A 25,249-nucleotide genomic window follows, 5' to 3' on the forward strand; every position below is an offset into this window, starting at 1 on the left:
GGTAGACTGCCCATGCAACCCACCTCCAAACTTTATATCTCTCCTAAAACGATTGCCAAATTGCAGCTTTTTTGTCCTTATCTGCGACCATCTAAACAATCTAGCAAAAGCCTATCAGCGCTTGCACTGCTAACTACCGCTATCGTAACGCCACTTTACGCGCAGGCAGCTCTACCAGACGCGATCCAAGCGGCACTATCGCGAGCAGATTTAACCGCCGCCGATATTAGTATTATCATTACTCCAGTGGGTGACAAAAACGCCAGCCGTCTGCCTCCTCCGATTCAGGTTATTGACAGCAATATTGATGACAATAGTGAACCCAAGCTTGTTACTCAGACTAAGCTTGCAAGCACCACTTCTGAGACTAATAGCACCAGCCAAAAAACGGCGCAAACCAATAACAATAATGTCAAAAATGACGCAAGCCAGCAGATTACCTTGACTACTATTGAAAAACGTACGATTAAAAAACATGAGCAAAAACTGCACGCTTATACTGATGATCCCTATACTTATCAAAGTCTAGAGAGCATTCCAACAGTACTCTCAGAGAGTGTAAGCTCAACGTCTATTAATAATGCTAAAAGTAATGAAGTTGCCAATGCCAACGAAGTAGGTAACGCTAACGCTGCTACGCCCGCGATCAAAATCTCCTTCTCACCTTTATTGAGTCATCAACCAGATATCGCGCGCACGCCAGCTAGCACGATGAAACTGGTGCCCAGCTTTATTGCTTTAGATACATTAGGCGCTGACTTTGTCTGGCAGACACGCGTCTATCATACGGGTATTGTTATCGGTGATCGTCTCCTTGGTGACTTGATTATTCAAGGGAGTGGCGATCCCAAAATGACCCATGAGCGTTTAGAGCAGCTACTCTATAAAGTGCAAACAACAAGTATCCGTCATATTAACGGTGATATTATTGTCGATAGCACCGTCTTTGAAAATGTTGGCAAAGATCCTGCCGCCTTCGACAATTCACCCCTGCGACCTTATAACGCCAGTCCTGATGGGTTTTTGGTGAACTTTAGCACGGTCGGCATCAAAAGCTATCCCTTAGCTAACGGACAAGCACAGCTGACTTATAAACCGCAATTAGCAAATTACCAATTGCCTAACACGATAAATACGCGTTCAGCTACCTGTGGTCAAGCTCGTTATAGCCTGTCACCTCAGTGGCAACCAACACAGCTAATCTTAAATACCAACCTACCAGATAGCTGTAAAGAACATGTTTTTTATGTCGCGTATCCTGATGCCAAAGATTTCGGTGCACGCGTCATTGCAGCCAAATGGCAGGAGCTGGGCAACACGTTAAGCGGAAACGTTATCACTCAAGAGATCCCATATGCTGCGGCAAAAAACACAAAACCAATACGTGGTCTGGCAACGCTTCCTATGTCACCGCTTCCTCTTGTCAGCTATCCGTCATTAAATCTAACTCAGCAAATTTATGACATCAATCACTTCTCTAACAATGTCATGACCGAGCAAGTGGCGCTGTCGATTGGGGCTTACAACAAAGCAAGTGCCTTTGAATCAAAGACTGCTAAAGCAAACAGCTTATATCAATTTGGTAAACCTACTACTACAAGCTACCCTGCTGCCTTACAGACCATCAACCAGTGGTGGCAAACCCATCTAAGCACACCGCCGCCGTACTTGACGAACGGCTCAGGGCTCTGTCGCGACTGTACAATTACAGCGGCCAACTTAAGCGAGCTGTTAACATACGCTTATAGTCATCCAAGCTTTGATGCGTACGTTAATTCTTTGGGCATAGCCGGTGTCAGTGGTACCATCGCCGCTCATGGCGAGCGTTTACCTGAGTCGGCAGCGATTGGTCGTGCATGGATAAAAACAGGTACGTTAAATAATGTCACCTCGATGGCAGGCTATGTCAAAGGTGAGTCTGGACAGGATTATGTCGTTGTCGGTCTTATTAATACCGAGCAAGCGCTAAACGCTTATACCGCCAGACCAGTATTAGACGCAATGCTAAACTGGACCGCACAGCACTGATTTTTATTAAAAGAAGCAGGGCTACACTATCAGTCTTCTAGCTTTTGTTCCGCTTTTATTGACTACTTACTACATTTATATTAACTGTATGTTTCTACCTTTATAAAGGTCATCTTATGTCACGCAAAACAACCAATCTTAGCAAGTCTACTGCCAAGACAGCCCATAATAGTCAGCTGCAAAACTCTCAGTTGAACCAACCTAAGATGGCTCAATATATTGGTTTTTTTGCGGTTGGCTATATTCTTACCAGCACAATATTTATGATGATTCAAACCCAAATTGCGCTAAATTCACAAATAGTGACGGTGATTTCTATCATCATCGGCGCTTATATCGCTGTGAATAAATTTATCAAGCATCATAAGCGTGCGCTAAATAGAGATGAGATCAACCGCTTAATGTTTGGCGGAGTGACTAGCGTCTGGCTGCTTACTGCCATTTATTTTTTGGGAATATGGTTCTTATTGTTTGACGCAGTAAGCCGTGAGGTATTACTGGAGATGACCATGCAGCAGCCTCTGCCTCTACTCTCTGCGTTAGTCATGATACTGGTGCTCACTTTTATCAGTGCGCGAATCAGTATATTACTTATAAACCGTCTACTTGATCCAAAACGAAAAGTATCCTAAAGAGCGACAGTCTATCTACAACGCACTACAAAAATTTTGCACTATTAATACGTAAATTCCGTTACGCTGGTTTTAGTTAGATTAAACTACTTTTTCCAAACTAAGAATTTGAAATACTTTGTATTATTAATAGGAGTAAATACGATGGACATGCTCTTTTTCGACAGTATAGATAAGCTTGGACGTATTGTCCTGACCACAGTTATGGTTTATGTATTGGTGGTGATAACCACAAAAGTCTCTGGTAAACGTTCTACCTCACAACTAAATAACTTTGATTGGATCGTCACCGTGATGATCGGCTCGCTGGGTGCGAGTACTATTTTACTCAAAGAGATTCCGCTTATCGAAGGCTTTAGCTCAATCTTGGTACTTTACTTGTTGCAGTTTTTGGTGACCAAATATGCAGCGATTTCACCGCAATTTAGCAGCGTTATATTATCTGATCCGCGCATCGTTTTTTATCAAGGGCAATATTTACCAGATGCCATGCGAGCTGAACGCTTGACTCGCCAAGAGCTTGAGTGTGCTATGCGCTCTGAAGGTGTAAGGAGCTTGGATGATGTTGAAGCGATTGTCTTTGAGTCTGATGCCAAGTTGACTGTCATCACTAAAGATAATAATAAACAAGATTCAGATACTATCTCCGAGACACTTTCGCCTTTGACGGATTAACAAGAATCGATTGAATAAATTATTTTTAGTCGTTATAAGGTAAATCAAACAAAACTAAGGAACAAGCGGCAATGAAAGCAAGACTCTTAACCGTTGGTAATAAAATGCCCAAGTGGGTGCAAAGCGGCTTCGATGAATACTATAAACGTATCCAGCCTATGCTTAGCACCGAGATTGTTGAGCTTGCCGCAGCCAAACGCGCCAAGAACCCTTCTGATGCCAATCTAGCCCAGTATCGCGAGCAAGAAGGCCAGACAATTTTGGCAGCTCATGCAGCTGCTGCCCGTGAACAGCTTTGGGTGCTGGACGTCAAAGGCAAAATGTTATCGACAGAGAGTCTAGCAGAAAAACTGGCAGATGCTATGCAGCAAGGCGATGATATCGCGTTTGTAATCGGTGGTGCAGATGGCGTCTCGCAAGACGTGCTGGCGCAGGCAGATGTAAAATGGTCATTGTCAGCGCTGACGTTACCGCACCCTTTGGTACGAGTGGTATTGATGGAGCAGTTGTATCGGGCGATGAGCATTAACCACAATCATCCTTATCACCGTGGTAATTAAAAACGCTGATACAAATATTGTAGAGTAAACCTGTCATAAAATTAAGCGTAATAAAATATGAATAGCTCAATAGATTGAAAAACCCATACGTGCCCTAATAAACGGTACATGAGCTATTCGAAATTTGCGAAACCTACGCCATTTAACCATCTTTATGATCATGCTAAGACGATTGAGCCAATCAGTGGCGCTATCGCTTGGGCAGATGCGCCTGCAGGACTCAAGAATGCAGCAAGACTGCCAGCATTATTTATATCTCACGGTGCACCGACGCTTGCTATTGAGCAGTCTGCGACCACGAATGCCCTTGCGCGAATAGGACAGAACTTACCTAAGCCTCGTGCTATCGTTATTATGTCTGCGCATTGGTTATCAGCCAAGCTTGAGATTAGCAGTAACCCTAGACCCAAGACTTGGCATGATTTTTCTGGGTTTGATCCTAAATTATACGAATTGCAGTATCCTGCTCAAGGTCATGTCGAGCTTGCTGAGTCTTTAGCGCAGCAGCTGACAGCACGCGGTATCATTTGTAGCGCCAATCCGATGCGAGTCTGTGACCATGGTGTCTGGGCGCCGCTCAAACATCTATATCCAGAAGCGGACGTTCCTATCGTACAGATATCACTGCCCCAGCACTATGATAGTGTGTCTCTTTACCAGCTAGGCGCACAGCTTGCCCATCTGCGTGATGAGCAGATACTTATCATCGGCTCAGGTAACATCACTCATAATTTGCAAGCGCTACGCTGGCAGGCCGATAGCATTGATCCTGCCGCCAAAGACTTTAAGTTATGGTTGCTAAAACAACTCAAAACAGACATTCCATCCGCGCTAGATTGGCACCAGTACCCTGATTATAAAAATATCCATCCAAGCGATGAGCATCTGTTACCTCTGTTTTTTGCACTAGGGACAGCGCAGCGCGTGTCTGTCGTTCATGAAAGCATGGCGCATCACAGCCTTGGGATGGATATCTATCGCTTTGACTAGATCAATTCTAAAATCTTAGTACTTGATGTAGTTACTTTTCAAAAGGCGGCTTAGTAAATAAACCTGCGCGCTCTATCTCTCCTGCTAAACTTAATAACGTCGTCTCATCATTCATACGACCGATCAATTGCATGCCAATTGGTAGGCCTTTTTTACTCATCCCAAGTGGCAGTGACATAGCGGGTAAACCTGTAACATTACCTAGCAAAGTAAACGCCATTTTGCTCAATACAGGGTGGCTAAGCTTCTCAATCATCCCTGAACTAAAGGTATATTTACCCATATTAATACCTTTATTTAACAAACCTGAGGTGCCCATTAGCATCTCTTCCACTCGGCTTGGTGGTAGTACTCCATGCTTCACCGCTGTCGTCGGTACCGTAGGGCACAAGATCATGTCGTATTGCTCAAGTAGCTTACCGGTCTGGTATTGGCTATTATGCCAGCCGTGCTTTGCATGTACTAAGTCAACAGCAGATAATGAGCGGCCAAGCATCGCCATATTATAAGTTTGTGGCTCAAGGTTTTGCACATGCTTCTTGCCATGACAGCGCTCAATATCGTCTATAGTAAAGGCCGTATGGGCACAGACCACTACGATAAAATCATGCCAAAATTTTTCGACATCAATGTTTGGCTCAGCTGGTACAACGCGATGTCCCATAGCCTCCAATTGCTTAGCAGTTTTTTCAAGGACTGCCAATACTTCTTTATCGACTACGGTATTAGCAATGAGGGGCTGCTGGTGTAAAGCAATCGTTAGCGGACGTGGTGCACGCATCGCTGCTTGCAAAAATGTTCCATTAGGCGGTGCAATCACATAAGGCGCGCCAACCTCAGCGCCGCTAGTCGCATCTAGCATCGCTGCACTATCGCGCACCGTACGCGTAATGACGTGATCAGCGATCGCGCCATCCCAGCCTTCGCCAAATGCAGGGCCGATTGGATTGCGCCCACGGCTAGGTTTGAGGCCAAATGCACCGCACCATGCAGCAGGAAAGCGTATCGAGCCACCACCATCTCCTGCCCCTGCCATTGGTACAATGCCGCTGGCGACTGCTGCTGCACTACCGCCCGATGAGCCACCAGAGCTATAGCCTTTTTTAAACGGATTATGAGTAGCACCATGCGCCTTTGGTTCAGTGGTAATGATTAATCCAAACTCTGGGGTATTGGTCTTCCCAAAGGTATTGACGCCACTGGCTTTCATACGTTTGACAATTTCACTATCGTAATCGGTCACGACATTGACACTACGACTTCCCATGGTTAGGGGTTCATCGGCAAAATAAAAAGACAAATCTTTTAGAAGATAAGGGACGCCAGTAAATGCGCCTTTTGGCAAACCTTTTTGCGCGGCATCATAAGCACGCTCATCAAAGCGATGGATAATGGCGTTAAGCTTGGGATTGAGCTTGTTGGCTTGGTTTACGGCCGCATCTAACAATTCTTTGGCACTGACTTGACCTGAATTGACCAATCCTGCTAATCCTAGTGCATCGTACTGAGTATATTCTTTAAACATTTTTGCATCCTTGCTTAGAGATAATTTTATTTATAATCATCAGTCCTATCAAGTATATCGCTTTAGATAACAGACGAATAGATACCTTATCAGCACTGCTCTGTTCATTTCTCTCTTTATTTAACCAAAAAGCGAGCCACTCTCGCGACTCGCTTTTTCTCTTATTAATCAAATCTATTGGCTTTACATAAGTAGTTCACGCTTACCGCTTTTTCCCATGGAGCTGACCAGTCCAGCCTCCTCCATAGAGTCGACGATGCGCGCTGCGCGGTTATAACCAATACTAAATTTGCGCTGAATACTAGAAGCAGATACTTTACGAGTTTCCATAATAAAGGCGACTGCATCGTTATAAAGATCATCGTCTTCGCCAGTCGCACTAGCTCCGCTACTACCACCAGGACTCGTTAACTCAAAGTTACCCGCCATATTATCGATATAGTCCGGTGCGCCGCGCTCACGCCATGCATCACATACACGGTTGACCTCTTCGTCACTGACATAGGCACCATGGACGCGATCTGGTTCAATCTGTCCTGGCCCTAAAAACAACATATCACCGTTGCCGAGCATATCTTCTGCACCGCCACTATCCAAAATCGTTCGTGAATCGACTTTTGAGTTAACTCGTAGCGCTGCTCGTACTGGAATGTTGGCTTTGATCAAGCCAGTAATGACATCGACCGATGGACGCTGAGTGGCAAGCATCAAATGAATACCTGCCGCCCGCGATTTTTGTGCCAAACGAGTGATAAGCTCTTCTGCTTGCTTACCTACCTGCATAATCATATCAGCAAACTCATCCGCGACAATGACAATCATCGGTAAAGTTTTTAGCTTAGGTGCTTGGTCAATGCTTACATTGTCATTAGGCCGCCATAATGGATCAAGCATTGGCTTGCCCGCTTTTTCAGCAGCTATTACTTTTTTGTTGAACTCATTGAGTTTACGCACTTTTAGTAGGCTCATTAGCTGGTAGCGGCGCTCCATCTCAGCCACGCACCAAGATAAGCTACTAGCAGCCTCTGTCATATCGGTCACCACAGGCGTTAATAGATGCGGAATATCGTTATAGTTAGCAAGCTCCAGCTGCTTTGGATCTATGAGAATTAAGCGCAGATCATTTGGTGTATATTTAAGTAGCATTGATAGTAGCATCGAGTTTACCAATACCGATTTACCAGAGCCTGTCGTACCTGCGACTAGCATATGCGGTGCACGGGCAAGATCAGTAATAATAGGATTGCCACCGATATCCTTACCCATTGCCATACTAATTTGCGCTTTAGGATCTTTGTATTTTTCGGTATTTAAAAGCTCAATCAGACGCACCATTTCGCGTTTTTTATTTGGGACTTCGATACCGATATAAGGCTTACCCGGAATTACCTCGACCACACGTAATGAAGCCATAGATAATGAGCGCGCCAAATCACGTGAGATACCCGTAACCTTGCTGGCTTTTACCCCAGCGGCTAGATCTACTTCAAAGCGCGTAACGACTGGCCCTGGAATCGCATTCACAACCGAAGCTTTGACATTAAACTCTTGCAGTTTGATCTCTAATAACTCTGATAATTGCTCAAGCTCTTGGATGGTATAGCTTGGTTTACGATCAGGATCTGGTTCATCCAAGATCGATAGCTCTGGAATGGGTGTCAGCTGCGCACGATATTGGGCGGTTTGCATTGCACGCGACTTTTGACTAAACGCTGCATCATCACTGATATCGGGCATGACTGGCGCATTTGCATCGTCTAAACGACTATCGTCTTCTGGCATCATATCAGTGATATGGTTACTACTATCACCTTCAGGAACAGCAAAGCTCATCGTTGGTTTGGACGCTGCCAACGGTTCAGCTTTTTCGCTTGAATTAACGCTCTCTACCGTTGGCTCAGCTTTTGGCGCTGTCTTTGGATTGGCAGGCGGCGTATTAGTTGGAGTCATATCTTGCGATATCACCGGCTCTTGCACGTTTAGCTGTCGTTTAGCGTCAACGTTGTCAGTTTCTGTTGCTCTCTCTTCTACTATAGGCTCTTCAACTATCAGCTTTTTAGATGTAGGGTTTTTCTCTACAGCCTCATTAGCGACAGACTCTTTAACTTTAGGCTGATCTTCGATGACTGGTGAAGCTTGATGTTCGGTTATCTTGGTAGTTTCGTTTATGGGTTCGAGATGATCGGTAGCGACATTGTCAGAAGAAGTCAGATGCTCAAACGAAGATGCTATATCTGCCTTTGTAGGATCGTTCTCAGCCAGCCAATTAGTTGCCAGTTCATCTAAATTGGGCGTTTGCTCATTAGCGACAGTCGTATCTGTTTGTTCAGATTGGGTTACGTTAGATTTGTTATCTTCAAACGCTATATCGTCATATTTTGCCGCTTGCTCAAAATCTACATGAGCCTCTGCAGGTGCAGATACGACAGGATCTACAGCGGGCGACGGCGCTGATACATATTGATCTTTTTCAGCTTCAGTCGCCAGTAGGTCGTTGACCATACTCGCATCATTCCATGCAAAGCTAGGCTCAACTTTACGAGCAGGCATAGTAGGTGCTACTGCTTGTGTTTTATTATTAGTATTTTCAGTATGATTATTCGATACAGAAGCTGACGTCTGGTGGCTGTCATACATGGTAGCCTGACTTGCAACAGATTCAGCAGCAGCATCGGCTGCAACAGTTGCTTTCACACTAGCCCTAAGACCTGACTTGGTCAAAAAATCTGTCAGTGCATGACTAAAGCGACTACTATTATCTGGTGACTGGCTTACGCCAGCCGTTTGTAGCTCAAGGGGTAGCTGCTCATAGTCATTGGTATTTTGTTCAGCTTTATGTTCAGCGCTTTTAGTGTTGTTAGTAGTGGCCGTTAAGGTTTGAGCTGGGTCGCTTTCTTCATTATTGGATACTAGATTATGAGAGCTTTGTTGATTATAGTCATGCTGGTCACTATTATCTTTGACACCTGAGCCAAGCCATGACAAATCAGTAAGCCTACGATACATCTTATGCCAATGAATATTGAAAGCAAAGGTGGCAGTAATACCGACGAAACCTGCCAAAAACAATACACTTCCCCACTGTGATAACAGCTGTGTCAGGCGTGCTTGCAACTCAATCCCGATAATACCACCTGCAACGCCTTCAAGGCCTGAGGCGATAGGGTCTGTCACTTGCTGTACTAAAGCGATGATTTGCGCAAACAAGGCACTACTACTTAGGATTAAAAAAACATAAGCCACCAGTCGCAGCAACCAGAAAGTCGGCTTATTATCCCACCAAATTAGGATAGATTCGTAGATCAAAAAAGCCAGCAGCCACCAGGCGCCAAAGCCAAAAAAGCTATAGAACAGATCAGACAACCATGCACCTGTTGATCCGCCCATATTATTAATCGTCGTCATATCACTGCTGATATGTGACCAGCTAGGATCATTACCGGTATAGGTCGATAAAATAACGAACAAATAAACGGCCAAAATTATCCCAAGAAAGGTAAATATCCCTTTTTTTAAATATTCAATAAGCGGTGCTGATATCACGTAGAATCTGCCTTGTTATCCATACTAAATAGTCGTCAATTCATGATTAAGCTTAATCATGTTGACATAAAGTGCTGACATAGATTTATGTAGCTAAATGTCTATAAACAGCTTCTATAAAAAGCGTCTATAATAGAACAGCTATTATAAGGTATCTCATTGCTATACATAACGTAAAAGTCGTCATTTATGATCTAAAATAGGCGCTTGGTGGTCTATGTCGATGATATGCCTGCCCGTTAATCACAGATGTCACTCAAAATCTAAGCGTTTAGCATAACTTCTTATAATAACAAATACATAGCTCAATTGGGGACGATGTTATTAATAAAGCGGCCTAAAAAACACATCGATAACGGATTTATAAGTAAGCAGATACATCAAGAAAATAACGAAAGCCATACCACTGAAGAATAAAGCCCCAAACGCTTTGATTGACTATATTTAGGTCGGCAGCAAGCATGCTTTAGTTCTAATAATACCCATATTAGTTTTAGCAAACTTGCACTTTTTAGTGATGGCCCTTATGTTAGTATCACATATAATTAAAAGCACACTATTCTCTTTAATCTTTTATCATTATTGTTTATCAAATTTAGCAAGGAAAAAACATGTCAATTGAAAATAATACACAAGAAACACGTCACGAAAAACTCATCATTTTAGGCTCAGGCCCTGCAGGATATGCTGCAGCTGTTTATGCTGCACGTGCCAATCTAAAGCCAGTTATGGTCACTGGTATGGAAGTAGGCGGACAACTAACCACTACCACTGAAGTCGATAATTGGCCAGGCGATGCTTATGACTTGACAGGCCCTGTGCTTATGGATCGTATGAAAGCACACGCTGAGCGCTTCGGTACAGAGCTGGTCTATGATCATATCAATGACGTCAATCTAAACGAACGTCCGTTTCAATTGATGGGCAACAATGGCAGCTACACGTGTGATGCGCTTATTATCTCAACGGGCGCTTCGGCGCAGTATTTAGGTTTAGAGTCCGAAACCAAGTTTAGAGGCCTTGGCGTATCTGCTTGTGCCACCTGTGATGGTTTCTTTTATAAAGACCAAAAAGTTGCGGTGATTGGCGGTGGTAATACCGCTGTTGAAGAAGCCTTATACCTATCTAACATTGCCTCTGAAGTTACGTTGGTACATCGCCGTGATAGCCTGCGTTCTGAAAAAATTCTACAAGATAAGCTATTTGAAAAAGCTAAAAATGGCAATATCAAAATAGAATGGAACCACCAAGTCCGCGAAGTCGTCGGTGATGATATGGGCGTCAATGGCGTGGTTATCGAATCAACTACCGATGACAGTACCAAGACGTTAGATGTCATGGGTATGTTTGTCGCGATTGGTCATAAGCCAAATACAGACTTATTTAAAGGTCAGCTAGACATGAAGGACGGCTATCTTATCGTCAATAGCGGCCTGAACGGTAATGCGACGCAAACCAGTGTCGAAGGGGTGTTTGCCGCAGGTGACGTCGCCGATCACGTCTATCGCCAAGCCATTACCTCAGCAGGTACCGGCTGTATGGCCGCTCTTGATGCCGAAAAATACCTCGATGCCATCGGTGAGGCAGATGCTTCTGACCATACCTATGCCTCGACATTGACCGCTGATAAAGAAGCCTAAATGGGTAGCTTTTTTCAACAAAGTAATAGCCATATCACGCCTGAGACTTTAAAAAGTCTTGGGCGTTATGACTTTCCCGATCCTATTTCTATTGACCCAGATGGTATCGGTATCGTGGCTGTGGGTGGCGACTTAGCACCCCAAACGCTGATTTCTGCTTATGCGCAGGGTTTATTTCCTTGGTTTAATGAAGATGAGCCTATCGCTTGGTGGTGTCCGGAACCTCGCTGCGTGATGATACCGACTGATTACAAACCTAGCAAATCGCTACGTAAACAAGCAAGCCGTACTCGTTGGCAACTGACGCTCGATCAAGCTTTTGATGACGTTATCCACGCCTGTAGTTTACCGCGCAGCAATGGCTTGCCCGAGGGCGAGCATACTTGGATACACGAGGAGATGATTGAAGCTTACACAAAGCTTCATATGCATGGGTTTGCACATAGTATCGAAGTTTGGGACGAGAAAGGCGCACTTATTGGCGGGCTTTATGGGTTAAAAATAGGCAGTATATATTTTGGTGAATCTATGTTTCACCGGGCCTCTAATGCCTCGAAAATGGCATTTTGGGGCTTGATGCGCTTGTGCGAACAAAGTAATGTCGCACTTGTGGACTGTCAGTTGCCAAACGATCATTTAATGAGCTTAGGCGCAACGACTTTACCGCGCCCTGATTTTTTAGCGCAGTTAGACACACTGATTGGCAGTGGTTCTGTCAAATGGCAAAAGAATTCTCATAAGTCCTTAGCGGTATCGCTACTTGATACGGTAGCGCCTTGGCAACTTAGGTGAGAAACAGTACCGCCCTAATAACGAACCATCTCACGACTACCGACTGACGAGGCTAGTATGGCATCCGATACATCGTTTTTACTGATTGGAAGTTTGGCAACTCAAGCCAATACTACCAAAGACACAATACGCCATTACGATCAATTAGGGCTGCTAAGATCCCGTAAGCGTCAAGCTGGATCTCGTCTCTATACTGAGTTTCATCCAGATTGTATTGAACGTATCGAGCTGATTAAAAGCGCTCAGGCCATCGGTTTTACACTTACTGAAATCAAAACCAGTCTTGATGATTATTATGATGGCAATTTAGGACTGGATGAACAACTGAGTCTCACTCGACAAAAACTAGAACAAGTCAGCAAACAGCAAGCCAATATCCAACTGATGGCAGAGATGTTAACCGAGCGTATTGAAATGCTTGAACGTATGAAAGCAGATAGTAACTATAAACTTACAATCGACGATTGTAAGAAGCAACTGCCTTTACAACCATAAAAGGTTCGTTTGCAAACGTGTTAACTTCAATGTTGGTTAATAGCAACGGACTCTTTTATGATAATTAATTATAAACACGTTGCATAATGAGCGCATCAATCGCTGGCTGATTCGGTATATGATAATAGCCTTGCCGCTTATGGATATTTATAAACTTCTGCTGCTTATATAAAGCTATTGCTGGCGCATTGTCTGCGCGTACCTCCAACAATAAACTCTCTACTTGCTTATCTAGCAACTCTGTCTCCAGTGTAGCAAAAATTCGTGAAGCGATACCTTGGCGCTGATAATCAGGATGAGTACCGATACGTAAAATTTCTGCTTGTTCAAACATAACTTGGTACAAACAATACCCAACTACCTTTTTATGATCAGTCTTTTTTTCTTGTAGCTCATCATAAACGACAATTATATCAATACTGTCTTGCTCAAATAGCTCAACCAATGTCTTATACGTCCATGCATCTTGCGATTGGACCTGAGTTTCGATCGTAGCTATAGCCTGAATGACTTGCTCGATAAAGGCTTGGCTATCTGATAGCTTTTGTATAGTAAACACGGCTTAACCTTTTATGTTATCACTTTAATTATGTCTATAATATATCAACAACTAAGTGGCATGGTCTAAAATAACCCTCAAAATAATGACATATTCTAAGTGAATTAAACTTTATCTTAACGTGAATACCAGCGTTTATGCACTGCTTCTACATACATAGTGCTTTTATTTATTCCATAAAAAAAGCCACCCTATAAAGGATGGCTTTTCACTACTTAATACTTTTCGTCAGCATGCGCTGAGATCAATAGCGCTTAGTTTTTAACGTTAGCTACCACACCAGCACCTACTGTACGGCCACCTTCACGGATAGCGAAACGTAGGCCTTTGTCCATAGCGATTGGGTGGATAAGCTCAACACTCATCTCAACGTTGTCGCCAGGCATAACCATCTCAGTACCGTCTTGTAATTGGATTGCGCCAGTTACGTCAGTGGTACGGAAGTAGAACTGTGGACGATAGCCGTTTAGGAATGGTGTGTGACGACCACCCTCTTCTTTTGACAGTACGTATACTTCAGCGTCAAAGTTGGTGTGCGGGGTGATTGAACCTGGCTTAGCTAGTACTTGGCCACGTTGTACGTCTTCACGCTTGGTACCACGTAGTAGTACGCCACAGTTTTCACCAGCACGACCTTCGTCTAGTAGTTTGCGGAACATCTCAACACCAGTACAGGTGGTTTTTTGTGTGTCACGGATACCAACGATTTCGATCTCGTCACCAACTTTTACGATGCCTGATTCGACACGGCCAGTTACGACGGTACCACGACCTGAGATTGAGAATACGTCTTCGATTGGCATTAGGAATGCTTTGTCGACGTCACGCTCAGGCTCTGGGATGTAGGTGTCTAGGGTTTCTAGTAGTTCTACAACTGCTGGTTCGCCGTATTTGCCGTCGTCGCCTTTTAGGGCTTGGGTGGCACTACCTTTCATGATTGGGGTGTCGTCACCTGGGAAGTCGTAGTCGTTTAGTAGTTCACGTACTTCCATTTCGACAAGCTCTAGTAGCTCTTCGTCGTCAACAAGGTCGCATTTGTTCATGAATACGATGATGTACGGTACGCCAACCTGACGTGATAGCAAGATGTGCTCACGAGTCTGTGGCATTGGGCCGTCAGTGGCTGATACAACTAGGATTGCGCCGTCCATTTGAGCGGCACCAGTGATCATGTTTTTGACATAATCGGCGTGACCTGGGCAGTCAACGTGCGCGTAGTGACGAGTTTCGGTGTCGTATTCTACGTGTGAGGTGTTGATGGTAATGCCACGTGCTTTTTCTTCTGGCGCTGAGTCAATGGCTGCGTAGTCTTTGGCTTCGCCGCCTGAGGTTTTTGCTGCTACGGTTGCGATAGCGGCAGTTAGGGTTGTTTTACCATGGTCAACGTGTCCGATGGTGCCGACGTTGACGTGTGGCTTGTTGCGTTCAAACTTGGCCTTTGCCATGGGTATTTCCTCTTTATTGATGAATCTTTATGCTTAAAAAATAATAAACAGCAAGATCGGTAAATAGCTATTTGACGGTTTATGACAGAGTTAAAACCATCAAACCGTTGACGCTAGGATAAATCTAACAAAATTTTGCTACTAGCATAGGTATGTTATCCGAACACTATACTAACATTTTCAGTCTACTCAGTACACGTCATCAATCGATGCAAAATAACTAATATATTCATAGCATTATCAATGTACTGACAGCACTAAAAGGCAACACCTCAGTGTCACCTTTGAATCATAATCTGCCACACTAATTTTACAGTTTTCAACAGTTTATTAGTTTTCAACATTTTATATTGTTGCTATCAACGTAACGTTGTTTAAAAATAGCGAAGCAAACACAAAAGATATAATCAATAAATGGAGCTCATATCGAGAATTGAACTCGAGACCTCTCCCTTACCAAGGGAGTGCTCTACCGCTGAGCTATATGAGCGTATTTTAGACAATCTATAAGTTGTACTAAAAAAAATATCACGATACAGTAATAATATACTGCTTGTCGTGATGATTTATTGATGGTTTTTGCGTTAGTGTATATATGGAGCGGGTGGCGGGAATCGAACCCGCGTCATTAGCTTGGAAGGCTAAGGTGTTACCATTATACCACACCCGCAATGACTCTTATGCAAAGTCACTCTTATTAATATAAATGTAATATTATTATATATAAAGAGTAGTTATTTACAACGAGTATGCTTGGCGTTATGACAAACTATAGAAAATATGGTGGTGGGAGAAGGATTCGAACCTTCGAAGCTTTCGCGACAGATTTACAGTCTGTTGGGTTTGACCGCTCCCCAATCCCACCTTAGGTTGCTTTGAATAAAAAGACTTTAATGTAAAGCAAATTTATAAAAAGCTACTTTGAAAGAGATGGTGCCGACTGCCGGGATCGAACTGGCGACCTACTGATTACAAGTCAGTTGCTCTACCAACTGAGCTAAGTCGGCTTGTTCTCTCAAAGTGGTGGCTATTCTATCAAATATTTTGACAGACGCAAGCCCTTTTTCATTTTTTTTACGCTTATTTTAATAAAAACTTTCAAGCGGTTGATTGCATTAGATTTTTTTATGCAAAAAAAATACTGCCTTCATTCCTACTTCTGTTTCTATTATCGTTATAACACGTAACTACTATCTTCGTGTGATTAGTATCTTCACAAAGTATTGATTAAGAAGTACCAATTAAACAGTATAGCCAAATAATAACAGACAGAGAGTCTTTAGCCAAACCGTACTAGCGAATACGCAATCCGTCACAAGCCATCTTTACTGCTTTAACCAGGGCTAGTGCTTTTTTATTGGTTTCGTCCCACTCCGCTTCTGGCATCGAGTCAGCAACCACGCCTGCTCCTGCTTGGATATGTATCTTGCCTCGACGCATCACAGCCGTACGTATGGCAATCGCTGTATCCATGTTGCCATGCCAGCCTAAATAACCCACTGAGCCACCAAATACGGTTCGTCGTACTGGCTCAACCTCATCAATGATCTGCATGGCACGGATTTTGGGTGCACCTGATAGTGTACCTGCTGGAAAAGTCGCACAAAATACATCAAGCGCATCTTTGTCAGCTAGTATTCTACCTTCAACATTAGAGGCGATATGCATCACCTGCGAATAGCGCTCTATAAACATCTTTTCGGTAACTTTGACACTGCCATACTCGCAGACACGGCCGATATCGTTACGGCCAAGGTCAATTAGCATCAAGTGCTCAGCGATTTCTTTTTTATCAGCAAGTAACTCTGTCTCAAGCGCCAAATCTTCTGCTTCATCTTGACCGCGTTTACGTGTACCTGCCAATGGGCGCACAGTCACTGTGCCATTTTCGATACGTGATAGGATTTCAGGAGAAGCACCGATAATGTCAAAACGTTTGTGATCGTCAAGTGTGTAACCATGCACTAAGAACAAATAAGGTGACGGATTTAAAAATCTTAGCGCTCGATATACTGCTAGAGAGTCTCCTTTATAATCTGCGGTTAAACGCTGAGCAGGAACGACCTGCATCACGTCTCCTTTTAATATATAATCTTTTATTTTGTTGACGTCATCGCAGTACTTATCTTGTCCAGTTTGCGATTTGAACTTTGGCGTGGGCATGATTGGAGTGCTTAAGTCTGGCATCTCAGCCAGCTTGTCTTCAATTTTTTCAAGCTCTCTTATCGCAGCACCGTAGCCATCTTCATCATTACAATCTGCATAAACGATAATTGACAACGTGTTTTCAAGATTATCAAAGACAATCACACTCATCGATAGCATCAGCCACATATCAGGTAGCGACATTGGATTTGGTGCATCTGATAAGCCAACGCTTGGTTCAATAACGCGTACCATGTCGTAACCAAAGTAGCCCACCAACCCGCCACTAAAGCTTGGCAATGCCTTGACCTCATCTGGCGTTGGCATTTTATACTGTGCCATTAGTTTGCGAATATAATCGAATGGATCATCAACCGCATCACTATCAATCTGATCATCTCTTTTAATGGTCATATAACCGTCTGTGTACTGTAAGATCAAATCGCTACCCAGACCAATCATAGAATATCGCGCCCAGCGCTCACCGCCTACGACTGACTCAAACAAATAAGCCGAGCCGCTCAAATCGCGTACTTTAGAAAACACAGAAACAGGCGTCTGGGCGTCCATTAAGCGCTTTTTGACAAGGGGAGCGTGGCTATAGCCTTGTGTTTTAAACGCGTTATACTCTTCAAAGGTCATCATAATAAAAAGTCTCTTAGCACCAAACAGGCAGAAGATAAAAATAACAAAAACGGCAATAATAACAAGATGGTATATGCTCAATATTGGATTGAATAGAGCACAAACCTATCGAGAAATGAGAATAGAGCAAATTCAATTACAGTATAGCCAGCCAGTATAACAAAACTGGCTGGCGTTCGTATTATTTAGAACAACTGTACAGTTCGGTGCACCCCTCTAGTGATAAGGCATCTCATATAACTCATCGGTGCCGATTAGCAAACTATACAAGCGATTAAACGCCGCCCATATTGAACAACCATAAAGCGACTCCGATAATAATGATGACAATAAATACCCAAATGAACCAGCTACCGCTTGGTTTTTTCTCCGGCTGACCTGTATTAGCTGGATTGTTGATAGCTTGATCCATTGCATTATTGCCTTCAGTACCCAAATCGCGCCCTTGTCCTAGATTGGCAGTACCAGAGAACTGAGCTGCGGCGGCTTGCTTGGCACGTAGTACATCTGGATCTGCTTCTTCTTGTAAGGTAGTTTTAGTTGTCTTATCATGCTCTGGAGCGACATCTGGCTTTGGATGTGCAGTTGGCTGTTTTGCTACTGGCTCATCTACTGTCGGTTCGCGGTTTAGTGTCTCTTTAGACTTATCATTAGACATTACTGTCTCCTTAGCTGCGGCCGTACTTGGCGCTGAAGTTGGTTGAGTCGTAGGTTCTGTTACAGTATTAGTTGGCATATCTTTTGTTTCGCTAACGGTAGATGAAAGCACTTCTGTAACTATGGTATCTTTGACCACTGGCTCATCAGCCGTCTCATCTACTCTGCTTTCAGTCGGTATGCTGTCTTTGTTGTCTACCGCCATACTTTGTTCGGTAGCAGGTTCGACTGGTGCAGCCGCTACCGACGTAACCGAATCAGTACTTACATGCGGCGTGGCAACCTTAAAGACAAAACTTGCAAAACCAACCGTATCATCTACATTGAGATGGGTAGACTTGTTGCTCTCTATGCGCTCATCATTGATAAATGTACCGTTTGATGAGTCCAAATCTTTGATATACAAATCCCCATTTAAGACACTAAGTAACGCATGATTGCGCGATACTGCCTTACTACCCAGTACGACATCGTTGTCGTTACCGCGTCCGATAGACAAGCTGTCATCAATCGTTAGCGTTAAATTGCCAAGCGCTTCTGTCATTGCATTTAACTGCCAAGTTGTCGTCTCTTCTTTACTCTTTAACACGTTATTGTCATCTAAATTGTTTGTCATCTTGCGTCTCCTTATTATAAATTTTGAAAATATGACTAAATACTATCTTTAGTCACACCTTAAGTTATTGTCTATAGTTATTTTGCTGTGGAATAAAATAAGGCTTAATAATAGTGTTTAGCTTATCATACGGAATACTCAGTACCGGCATACCGTAAGCATAAGGCCCAATAGAGTAATGCTGATAACGAATATCAATGCCTTTATCAGTCAAGGTTATGTTGTCACTTAAACTAAACGGCCAGCTTTGCTCATAATCATGATCGTCGCTAGCAACCGTATCGACCCACTCCCTATAAGCATCATACGCCAACGCTTCAAAATCCGACTTTTTACCCTTTTGCAACATATCTGCTAGCTGCACCTGCTGCTTCGTTGCAGAATCAAATATGAGATATTCGCTATACGGCATTCCATGAGCCCCACCTGTAAATACATAGGAATTTATCTCAAATAATTCAAAGCTATCTACATGTCCTAGATATTTAGGCTCTATCGTTAAATGATAAATAAAAACACTATCTTCAGGCAAATCAGCAAATTGTGAGGCTGCAAAGTCGTCAATAGCCGCTTCAACATCGGCTTGATTGCTTTTATTTTTGATAGATGCTGACTCAGACAATTTACTGTTTACAACTAGATTGTTAATCCGTCCATTGACTACCCCATTTATCCAGTCGTGATTGGTTTTTAGATATTTGATCTCAATTGTTGGACAGTTTTTACGTTCGATACAGCGTTCTTGTAAGTGTTTTGGCAAATTATAATCAAGATATTCTGTCGCACTAACCAGAGTAGTCGCATTGGCAGATACGCTAAAAGCACTTAATAAGACAGCAACACTTAAGGTAGTAAGCGGATTTATGCCATTGTTTTTATTAGTATTCTGCTTATGTGGTAAATGATTTATCGCATAAAACTGAGTCATTATCGACATATATCCTCTTCGATTAATAGACGACATTTATAGATATTCTACCGTAATCATCATTTGTTATTGTAGGAACACTGTTTTAGCGATTAGTTTTGGCAGTATGGTTTGCTATCTTTAATAAACCATACAAACAAAAAAGACACGGCCAGCGTGTCTTTTAAAATAGATTATCGGACTAAATATTGACTTTTAGCATCGTTGATCTTAGTGCTCGCGCGTATTGCTAAAGGTCACTTCTGGATAGCGATCTTGCATCAGCTGTAAATTAACACGTGATGGTGCCAAATATGTCAAATAGCCACCGCCATCTATCGACAACTGGTCATGCGCTTTTTTCTTAAATTTCGCTAGCGCTACTTCATCGTCACAGTGAATCCAGCGTACTGTGGCGATGGAGACTGGTTCAAAAGTACACTGCACTTTATACTCTTCTTTTAGTCGATGCGCGACCACTTCAAACTGGAGCACACCCACAGCACCCAAGATTAAATCGTTATTAATCTGCGGCATAAATACCTGCGTCGCACCTTCTTCGCTAAGCTGCTGCAAACCCTTTTGTAAGGCTTTGGATTTTAGTGGGTCTTTTAGCACCACGCGACGAAACAATTCGGGCGCAAAATGCGGAATACCAGTAAAGTTCAGCGCCTCTCCTTCGGTAAAGCTATCGCCGATAGAGATTGTGCCATGATTATGCAAGCCGATGATATCACCCGGATACGCCTCTTCTAATGCTTCACGGTCACCTGCTAAAAAGGTTAAGGCGTCAGCAATGCGTACATCTTTACCCAGACGCACATGCTTCATCTTCATGCCCTTCTCGTACTTACCTGAGCAGACCCGTAAAAACGCAATGCGGTCACGATGACGTGGATCCATATTGGCTTGGATTTTAAAAACAAAGCCGCTAAAGTCGGTTTCGGTCGCTGCCACTTCGCGCTCATTGGTCGGATGCGCTTGGGGTGGCGGCGCGTACTGGACTAAGGTATCAAGTACCATATTGACCCCAAAGTTACCTAGCGCTGTACCGAATAATACTGGTGTCATCTCGCCTGCCAAGAACTCTTCAACACTAAAGTCTTCTAGCGCCATTTGCACCAGCTCAAGCGACTCCTCAAAAGAGGCAAACATCAGCTCGCCCAAGCGCTCACGTATATCAGGATAGTCATAACCATCCCGCGTTTCAGCGACGCTCATATCGCCGCCATGGCCTTTTTCATAAAGATAGGTCTTGTTTTCAGTTAAGTGATATACCCCAACGAAATCTTGACCCATACCGATAGGCCACGTCACAGGTACACACTTGATCTTTAGTACGCTTTCAATCTCGCTGAGTAGATCAAGGGGCTCACGAATCTGACGATCCAGCTTATTGACAAACGATATAATCGGCGTATCGCGCATCCGGCAAACTTCCATCAGCTTGATGGTACGCTCCTCGACACCCTTAGCGCCATCGACCATCATCAGCGCACTATCGACAGCGGTCAAGGTACGGTAAGTATCCTCTGAGAAGTCCGCGTGACCTGGGGTATCTAGTAAATTGACCATATGATCTTTGTAAGGGAACTGCATGACTGAGGTAGTAATAGAGATACCGCGCTCTTGTTCCATACTCATCCAATCAGAGGTTGCATGACGGTCGGTTTTGCGGCCTTTAACTTCGCCCACCACCTGAATCGCTTGACCCCACAACAGTAGCTTTTCGGTCATAGTAGTCTTACCCGCATCAGGATGCGAGATGATAGCAAAGGTGCGGCGTTTAGCGACTTCACGAGCAAGCTTAGCGGGAGATAACTTGGTTGCTGAAGGTTTAGAATCTGCGCTCATAATGAATAACTTATCGTTAAATTTTGGAAAGGAAAAACAGAAGATAATAAAGATAGAGGTGATAATTTGGTGCGCTTATTGTAGCCGATTTATAGTTTGGATGCTATTTTTGCTTAAAGCCGCTTGAGGCTCTGAAACAATATATATACTTATAATATATAACTTAATACTGTCTCGATAATAGTTATTTGCTATTATTTTAAAAATACAAAATATAAAACTTAATATAGATGTTAAATCTAGATATTGAACATAGCTATTAAAGTGAACATAGCTATTAAAGATAGTTATGAAACACAGTTACTTTAATTATATTTAGCCAACATCAATATTTATAAGGGAATAATTATGCTACTTGAGAAAATCAAGACCCTAGGGCTCTCGCACTTATCTTATCTGGTCGGCTCAGACGGAAAAGCAGCAGTCATCGACCCTCGCCGCGACTGTGACATTTATGTCGAAAAGGCGCGTGCTGCTGGGCTTAAAATTACCCATATCTTTGAAACACACCGCAATGAAGACTTGGTTTCTGGTGCACCAATTTTAGCAGAATTGACTGGTGCGACAGTATTGCATGGGCCAAACCCTGAAAAACCTATCGCTTATGCTCAAACAACCCATGAGAACGACTGCTTCGCTATCGGTCAGCTTGAGATTCGCGTCTTAGAGACACCTGGTCATACTGATGATCATATTAGCTTTGCATTATTTGATACCGCCTATCCAGAAAAGGCTGTCGGGGTTTTTACTGGTGATGCGCTATTCGTGGGCGATGTTGGACGTACGGACTTTTATCCCAATCGCCGTAAGGAAGTGGCAGGTCTACTCTATGACTCATTGCAAAAGATCTTAGCGCTTGGCGATCAAGCCATCATTTATCCTGCTCATGGGGCTGGATCAGTATGCGGCTCAGGTATGGCTGCGCGCGAGTTCTCAAGTATTGGCCATGAAAGATTAAATAACCCGCGCCTGCAGATTGAGAGCCGTGAAGAATTTATCGATGTCAAAATCAACGAAAACCACTATCAACCGCCTTATTTTCGTTTGATGGAGCGCCTCAATATGGAAGGCGGTGATGCCGCGCCGCGCGTTATGCGTCCACGTAATCTATCGCTTGATGAGCTTAAAAATTGTGACGCGGATCATCTCATCGATATTCGAGAACCGATGGCTTATGCTGCCGGTCATCTGCCTGGTGCTATGAGCCTGCCGGTGGGGATGATCTCTGCTTTTGCTGGTTGGTTTATCTCTGAAGAAGAGAGCATCGCCCTAGTTGCATCTAATGAAGAGCAGCTCGCTACCGCTATGGAACATCTGGTACGCATTGCTCTTGATAATGTAAAGGGCGGTTATGTTGGTGTTATCCCTGCTGCGGCTGGGGGCGAGAAGATGCAGTCAACACCTATGATCGATACCGCTGAGGTTGAAGAAAGGCTTAACGCTAACACAGACAACTGGACACTACTTGACGTTCGTGATGCTGATGAAAGAGCAGATGCTGCCATCGAGCAATCACAGCATATCTACGTCGGTCATCTCAATGAGGAGTGGCGTAAACTTGATAAAGACCAGCACTATACTTTAATGTGTGCCAGCGGCGCACGGGCTACGGTTGCAGCAGGCTGGCTTGCAAGTCAAGGGTTTAAGAATCTCGATATTTACCTAGGCTCAATGGGTGCGTGGCAACAAGCACACAACTAGGATAATATTTAATAATCTGTAATTAATAACCAAGGCTTATATAAGCTCTAAAGCAATCATTAATAGTACAGATATTAATAGTAGCGTCTGATTTGATTTTCTAAAAAGTCAGCCGCTACCTCATTGACTAAAGTACAATCAACTACCCCGCGAATGCTGTTTTCGTTAGGACGCGGAGCATTACTATCTATATAGTCGGCTTCATAAACACGGTCGTCATAATCGACAGCTCTGAATATATATTCTGGTTCATTGTCAAAGGCAAAATATCTGATCTGCGCAGTTTTTAGTTGATTGTTGATACCGGTATTTGAGCGAGTGGTACTAAAATTTCGATTATCGCTAAAACGATTTTCGCTCATATCAACCCAGTCATCGATGTTGTCATAACGGGTTCTGTTTTTATCATTGAAAACAAAGAACGATCGATCACTCGTTGTCACAGGGATATAACATACGGAACCTATCGGAAATTCTACGTTTAGGGGAATGTTTGGATAATTATTTAAATCGGTGAGAATCCCTCGGCTACTAGCCAAATTATTGCCAAGACTATAACTACCAGCGCTGACTCCAGACAGATCTAGTGTTCTATAAGTGGTTTCATAATTAAAACTATTACTACTATTCAACTCATAAATTGGCTGTCTGATAGTACGTCCATTGACCTTAATATAACGATCTTCAAGCGTGCCCTCAAAGTTGTTTGATAACACTATCGATCGTTCCAAGTCATTAATATTTTGCGCATTAAAACTTCCTATAATGTTGGTTACATCAATATCACGCTCGCCCTCACTATACTCGGTATCAATACGTGCCACAGCTTCTCTACCAGTCTGACGATCAATGCCTTTATCAAAACTTGTCAGTGTCAGCTCATCGTTGTTGCCTGAACCAAAAATGCCATTGTCTTCTTCGTTACAACCAGTAAGCCCAATCGCTAATAAACTAAGAACAAGCGGTGCAAAGAGTCGTTTATATGTTTTTTTCATCGCTAGGCATCCTTATTCGTCAGTCATGAAACGTTATTAAATACTATTTTACTAAATGTGCTATTTCACTAAATGTATAGTGAGTGGCTCCCACCTAATCGATCCTCATTTAACAGCTACTATTAGCTTACACTAATCACCAAGCTGCGACCACATGAAGCGAGTACTTTACTTACTAACCTAAAAGACTTACTTACAAATTGATAGTATAGGTTTACCACCGCTATATAGAGTCGTGTTAGAGATTTGCTATGCTGGACAAGTTGTATAGCTGTTACGATACATTTACTATAAAAACCAAGGGAAAAAGGACAATTATGAAAACTCTATATTCTACCAAAGCAACCGTTACTGGCGGCCGTATGGGTACAGCCAAGCTCAGCGATAGCGATCTTGAAATAAATATGGCGCCTCCTGGCGGTAATAAAGAAGGCAATAATCCTGAGCAACTACTGGCAATGGGCTATGCTGCCTGTTTTGACAGTGCTCTAGGGGTAGTCAAAAAGATGGAAGAAGCGAGCTTTTCTTCAACGACTCAAACCTCAGTAGACTTATTACAAGGCGACAATCACGACTATAAACTGGCAGTTAAGATCCATGTTATCGCTGATAGTACTGACTTATCCGCTGATGAGATTCAAAAGCTGGTGCAAAAGGCCAATGAAGTCTGCCCTTACTCAAAAGCTACCAAAGGTAATATCGACATCGAAGTGACATCAGAAGTAAAAAGCTAAGCCGTATTATGAGTTGATAAACGGATCTGTTATTACCAAAGCCCAGCAAGTCTGGGCTTTGTTGCCTGTAACCTTTATAGTTAAATAATCCTTATAGTCATATACATTTTA

The 25,249-nt window shown here is 43.2% G+C and carries 19 protein-coding genes and 4 tRNA genes; 10 read left to right on the forward strand and 13 right to left on the reverse strand.

Annotated features, from left to right (window positions below; all coding sequences use genetic code 11):
* The first annotated feature begins 12 nt into the window (after nt 1-12).
* The 5 genes from dacB to Q0895_RS03350 all read left to right on the forward strand — a co-directional run bounded on the left by dacB (nt 13) and on the right by Q0895_RS03350 (nt 4,885).
* Nucleotides 13-2,028 carry a D-alanyl-D-alanine carboxypeptidase/D-alanyl-D-alanine-endopeptidase gene (gene dacB / locus Q0895_RS03330; RefSeq protein WP_299185500.1) on the forward strand — a complete coding sequence of 672 codons (2,016 nt, stop codon included), beginning with the start codon at nt 13-15 and terminating at the stop codon, nt 2,026-2,028.
* 116 nt (nt 2,029-2,144) lie between these two features.
* Nucleotides 2,145-2,660 (forward strand): ABZJ_00895 family protein, encoded by a 516-nt coding sequence (locus tag Q0895_RS03335; protein WP_299185501.1) that lies wholly within the window; start codon nt 2,145-2,147, stop codon nt 2,658-2,660.
* A 144-nt stretch (nt 2,661-2,804) separates the two neighbouring features.
* Nucleotides 2,805-3,335, forward strand: a complete 531-nt coding sequence (locus Q0895_RS03340; protein WP_299185502.1) for a YetF domain-containing protein — start codon at nt 2,805-2,807, stop codon at nt 3,333-3,335.
* Nucleotides 3,336-3,406: 71 nt separating this feature from the next.
* Nucleotides 3,407-3,895, forward strand: a complete 489-nt coding sequence (gene rlmH / locus Q0895_RS03345; RefSeq protein ID WP_299185503.1) for a 23S rRNA (pseudouridine(1915)-N(3))-methyltransferase RlmH — start codon at nt 3,407-3,409, stop codon at nt 3,893-3,895.
* 108 nt (nt 3,896-4,003) lie between these two features.
* Entirely contained in the window at nt 4,004-4,885 is an 882-nt protein-coding gene (locus Q0895_RS03350) for a class III extradiol ring-cleavage dioxygenase (protein WP_299185504.1), read from the forward strand.
* 31 nt (nt 4,886-4,916) lie between these two features.
* Here Q0895_RS03350 and Q0895_RS03355 read toward each other — a convergent pair whose 3' ends face one another.
* Entirely contained in the window at nt 4,917-6,410 is a 1,494-nt protein-coding gene (locus Q0895_RS03355) for an amidase (RefSeq protein ID WP_299185505.1), read from the reverse strand.
* A gap of 183 nt (nt 6,411-6,593) precedes the next feature.
* Complete coding sequence (locus tag Q0895_RS03360) at nt 6,594-9,953, reverse strand: DNA translocase FtsK 4TM domain-containing protein (protein ID WP_299185507.1); 3,360 nt, start codon at nt 9,951-9,953, stop codon at nt 6,594-6,596.
* Between the two features lie 611 nt (nt 9,954-10,564).
* Between Q0895_RS03360 and trxB the strand changes: the two genes are divergently transcribed.
* The 3 genes from trxB to Q0895_RS03375 are packed head-to-tail and all read left to right on the forward strand — an operon-like array spanning nt 10,565 to nt 12,880.
* Complete coding sequence (gene trxB, locus Q0895_RS03365) at nt 10,565-11,593, forward strand: thioredoxin-disulfide reductase (protein WP_299185509.1); 1,029 nt, start codon at nt 10,565-10,567, stop codon at nt 11,591-11,593.
* Nucleotides 11,594-12,385 carry a leucyl/phenylalanyl-tRNA--protein transferase gene (gene aat, locus Q0895_RS03370; protein WP_299185511.1) on the forward strand — a complete coding sequence of 264 codons (792 nt, stop codon included), beginning with the start codon at nt 11,594-11,596 and terminating at the stop codon, nt 12,383-12,385.
* 57 nt (nt 12,386-12,442) lie between these two features.
* On the forward strand, nt 12,443-12,880 hold the full coding sequence (locus Q0895_RS03375) for a MerR family transcriptional regulator (RefSeq protein WP_299185512.1): 438 nt from the start codon (nt 12,443-12,445) through the stop codon (nt 12,878-12,880).
* Nucleotides 12,881-12,944: 64 nt separating this feature from the next.
* Here Q0895_RS03375 and rimI read toward each other — a convergent pair whose 3' ends face one another.
* From rimI to Q0895_RS03425, 10 genes are all read right to left on the reverse strand, one after another.
* Nucleotides 12,945-13,439 carry a ribosomal protein S18-alanine N-acetyltransferase gene (gene rimI / locus Q0895_RS03380; protein ID WP_299185513.1) on the reverse strand — a complete coding sequence of 165 codons (495 nt, stop codon included), beginning with the start codon at nt 13,437-13,439 and terminating at the stop codon, nt 12,945-12,947.
* A gap of 254 nt (nt 13,440-13,693) precedes the next feature.
* The gene (tuf, locus tag Q0895_RS03385) at nt 13,694-14,884 is read right to left on the reverse strand and encodes an elongation factor Tu (protein ID WP_299185514.1); all 1,191 of its coding nucleotides are present in this window, start codon (nt 14,882-14,884) and stop codon (nt 13,694-13,696) included.
* A 415-nt stretch (nt 14,885-15,299) separates the two neighbouring features.
* Nucleotides 15,300-15,374 (reverse strand) — tRNA-Thr (locus Q0895_RS03390).
* Between the two features lie 106 nt (nt 15,375-15,480).
* Nucleotides 15,481-15,554 (reverse strand) — tRNA-Gly (locus Q0895_RS03395).
* 111 nt (nt 15,555-15,665) lie between these two features.
* Nucleotides 15,666-15,749, reverse strand: a tRNA-Tyr gene (locus Q0895_RS03400).
* Nucleotides 15,750-15,815: 66 nt separating this feature from the next.
* Nucleotides 15,816-15,891: transfer RNA gene (locus Q0895_RS03405), tRNA-Thr, on the reverse strand.
* Between the two features lie 286 nt (nt 15,892-16,177).
* Nucleotides 16,178-17,674, reverse strand: a complete 1,497-nt coding sequence (gene trpE / locus Q0895_RS03410) for an anthranilate synthase component I (protein ID WP_299185516.1) — start codon at nt 17,672-17,674, stop codon at nt 16,178-16,180.
* A gap of 274 nt (nt 17,675-17,948) precedes the next feature.
* On the reverse strand, nt 17,949-18,947 hold the full coding sequence (locus Q0895_RS03415) for an FHA domain-containing protein (RefSeq protein WP_299185518.1): 999 nt from the start codon (nt 18,945-18,947) through the stop codon (nt 17,949-17,951).
* A 64-nt stretch (nt 18,948-19,011) separates the two neighbouring features.
* Complete coding sequence (locus tag Q0895_RS03420; protein ID WP_299185519.1) at nt 19,012-19,884, reverse strand: RsiV family protein; 873 nt, start codon at nt 19,882-19,884, stop codon at nt 19,012-19,014.
* Nucleotides 19,885-20,085: 201 nt separating this feature from the next.
* Nucleotides 20,086-21,708 carry a peptide chain release factor 3 gene (locus Q0895_RS03425; RefSeq protein WP_299185520.1) on the reverse strand — a complete coding sequence of 541 codons (1,623 nt, stop codon included), beginning with the start codon at nt 21,706-21,708 and terminating at the stop codon, nt 20,086-20,088.
* A 348-nt stretch (nt 21,709-22,056) separates the two neighbouring features.
* On the opposite strand from Q0895_RS03425, the gene Q0895_RS03430 reads away from it, so the two are divergent.
* Complete coding sequence (locus Q0895_RS03430) at nt 22,057-23,409, forward strand: MBL fold metallo-hydrolase (protein ID WP_299185522.1); 1,353 nt, start codon at nt 22,057-22,059, stop codon at nt 23,407-23,409.
* 74 nt (nt 23,410-23,483) lie between these two features.
* Here Q0895_RS03430 and Q0895_RS03435 read toward each other — a convergent pair whose 3' ends face one another.
* Nucleotides 23,484-24,404, reverse strand: a complete 921-nt coding sequence (locus tag Q0895_RS03435) for a hypothetical protein (protein ID WP_299185523.1) — start codon at nt 24,402-24,404, stop codon at nt 23,484-23,486.
* Between the two features lie 317 nt (nt 24,405-24,721).
* Between Q0895_RS03435 and Q0895_RS03440 the strand changes: the two genes are divergently transcribed.
* Entirely contained in the window at nt 24,722-25,138 is a 417-nt protein-coding gene (locus Q0895_RS03440) for an Ohr family peroxiredoxin (RefSeq protein WP_058368204.1), read from the forward strand.
* The last annotated feature ends 111 nt before the right edge of the window (nt 25,139-25,249 follow it).

It is taken from the genome of uncultured Psychrobacter sp., from assembly GCF_947495825.1.
Lineage (GTDB): Bacteria > Pseudomonadota > Gammaproteobacteria > Pseudomonadales > Moraxellaceae > Psychrobacter.

Excerpts from the sequence above, each read along its gene's own strand:
- Q0895_RS03335 (WP_299185501.1), top strand. The coding sequence starts at position 2,145 with ATGTCACGCAAAACAACCAATCTTAGCAAGTCTACTGCCAAGACAGCC.
- Q0895_RS03420 (WP_299185519.1), bottom strand. The coding sequence starts at position 19,884 with ATGTCGATAATGACTCAGTTTTATGCGATAAATCATTTACCACATAAG.
- Q0895_RS03350 (WP_299185504.1), top strand. The coding sequence starts at position 4,004 with ATGAGCTATTCGAAATTTGCGAAACCTACGCCATTTAACCATCTTTAT.
- Q0895_RS03375 (WP_299185512.1), top strand. The coding sequence starts at position 12,443 with ATGGCATCCGATACATCGTTTTTACTGATTGGAAGTTTGGCAACTCAA.
- rlmH (WP_299185503.1), top strand. The coding sequence starts at position 3,407 with ATGAAAGCAAGACTCTTAACCGTTGGTAATAAAATGCCCAAGTGGGTG.
- Q0895_RS03340 (WP_299185502.1), top strand. The coding sequence starts at position 2,805 with ATGGACATGCTCTTTTTCGACAGTATAGATAAGCTTGGACGTATTGTC.
- Q0895_RS03355 (WP_299185505.1), bottom strand. The coding sequence starts at position 6,410 with ATGTTTAAAGAATATACTCAGTACGATGCACTAGGATTAGCAGGATTG.
- Q0895_RS03440 (WP_058368204.1), top strand. The coding sequence starts at position 24,722 with ATGAAAACTCTATATTCTACCAAAGCAACCGTTACTGGCGGCCGTATG.
- trxB (WP_299185509.1), top strand. The coding sequence starts at position 10,565 with ATGTCAATTGAAAATAATACACAAGAAACACGTCACGAAAAACTCATC.
- dacB (WP_299185500.1), top strand. The coding sequence starts at position 13 with ATGCAACCCACCTCCAAACTTTATATCTCTCCTAAAACGATTGCCAAA.
- trpE (WP_299185516.1), bottom strand. The coding sequence starts at position 17,674 with ATGATGACCTTTGAAGAGTATAACGCGTTTAAAACACAAGGCTATAGC.
- Q0895_RS03435 (WP_299185523.1), bottom strand. The coding sequence starts at position 24,404 with ATGAAAAAAACATATAAACGACTCTTTGCACCGCTTGTTCTTAGTTTA.
- Q0895_RS03415 (WP_299185518.1), bottom strand. The coding sequence starts at position 18,947 with ATGACAAACAATTTAGATGACAATAACGTGTTAAAGAGTAAAGAAGAG.
- Q0895_RS03425 (WP_299185520.1), bottom strand. The coding sequence starts at position 21,708 with ATGAGCGCAGATTCTAAACCTTCAGCAACCAAGTTATCTCCCGCTAAG.
- Q0895_RS03430 (WP_299185522.1), top strand. The coding sequence starts at position 22,057 with ATGCTACTTGAGAAAATCAAGACCCTAGGGCTCTCGCACTTATCTTAT.
- tuf (WP_299185514.1), bottom strand. The coding sequence starts at position 14,884 with ATGGCAAAGGCCAAGTTTGAACGCAACAAGCCACACGTCAACGTCGGC.
- aat (WP_299185511.1), top strand. The coding sequence starts at position 11,594 with ATGGGTAGCTTTTTTCAACAAAGTAATAGCCATATCACGCCTGAGACT.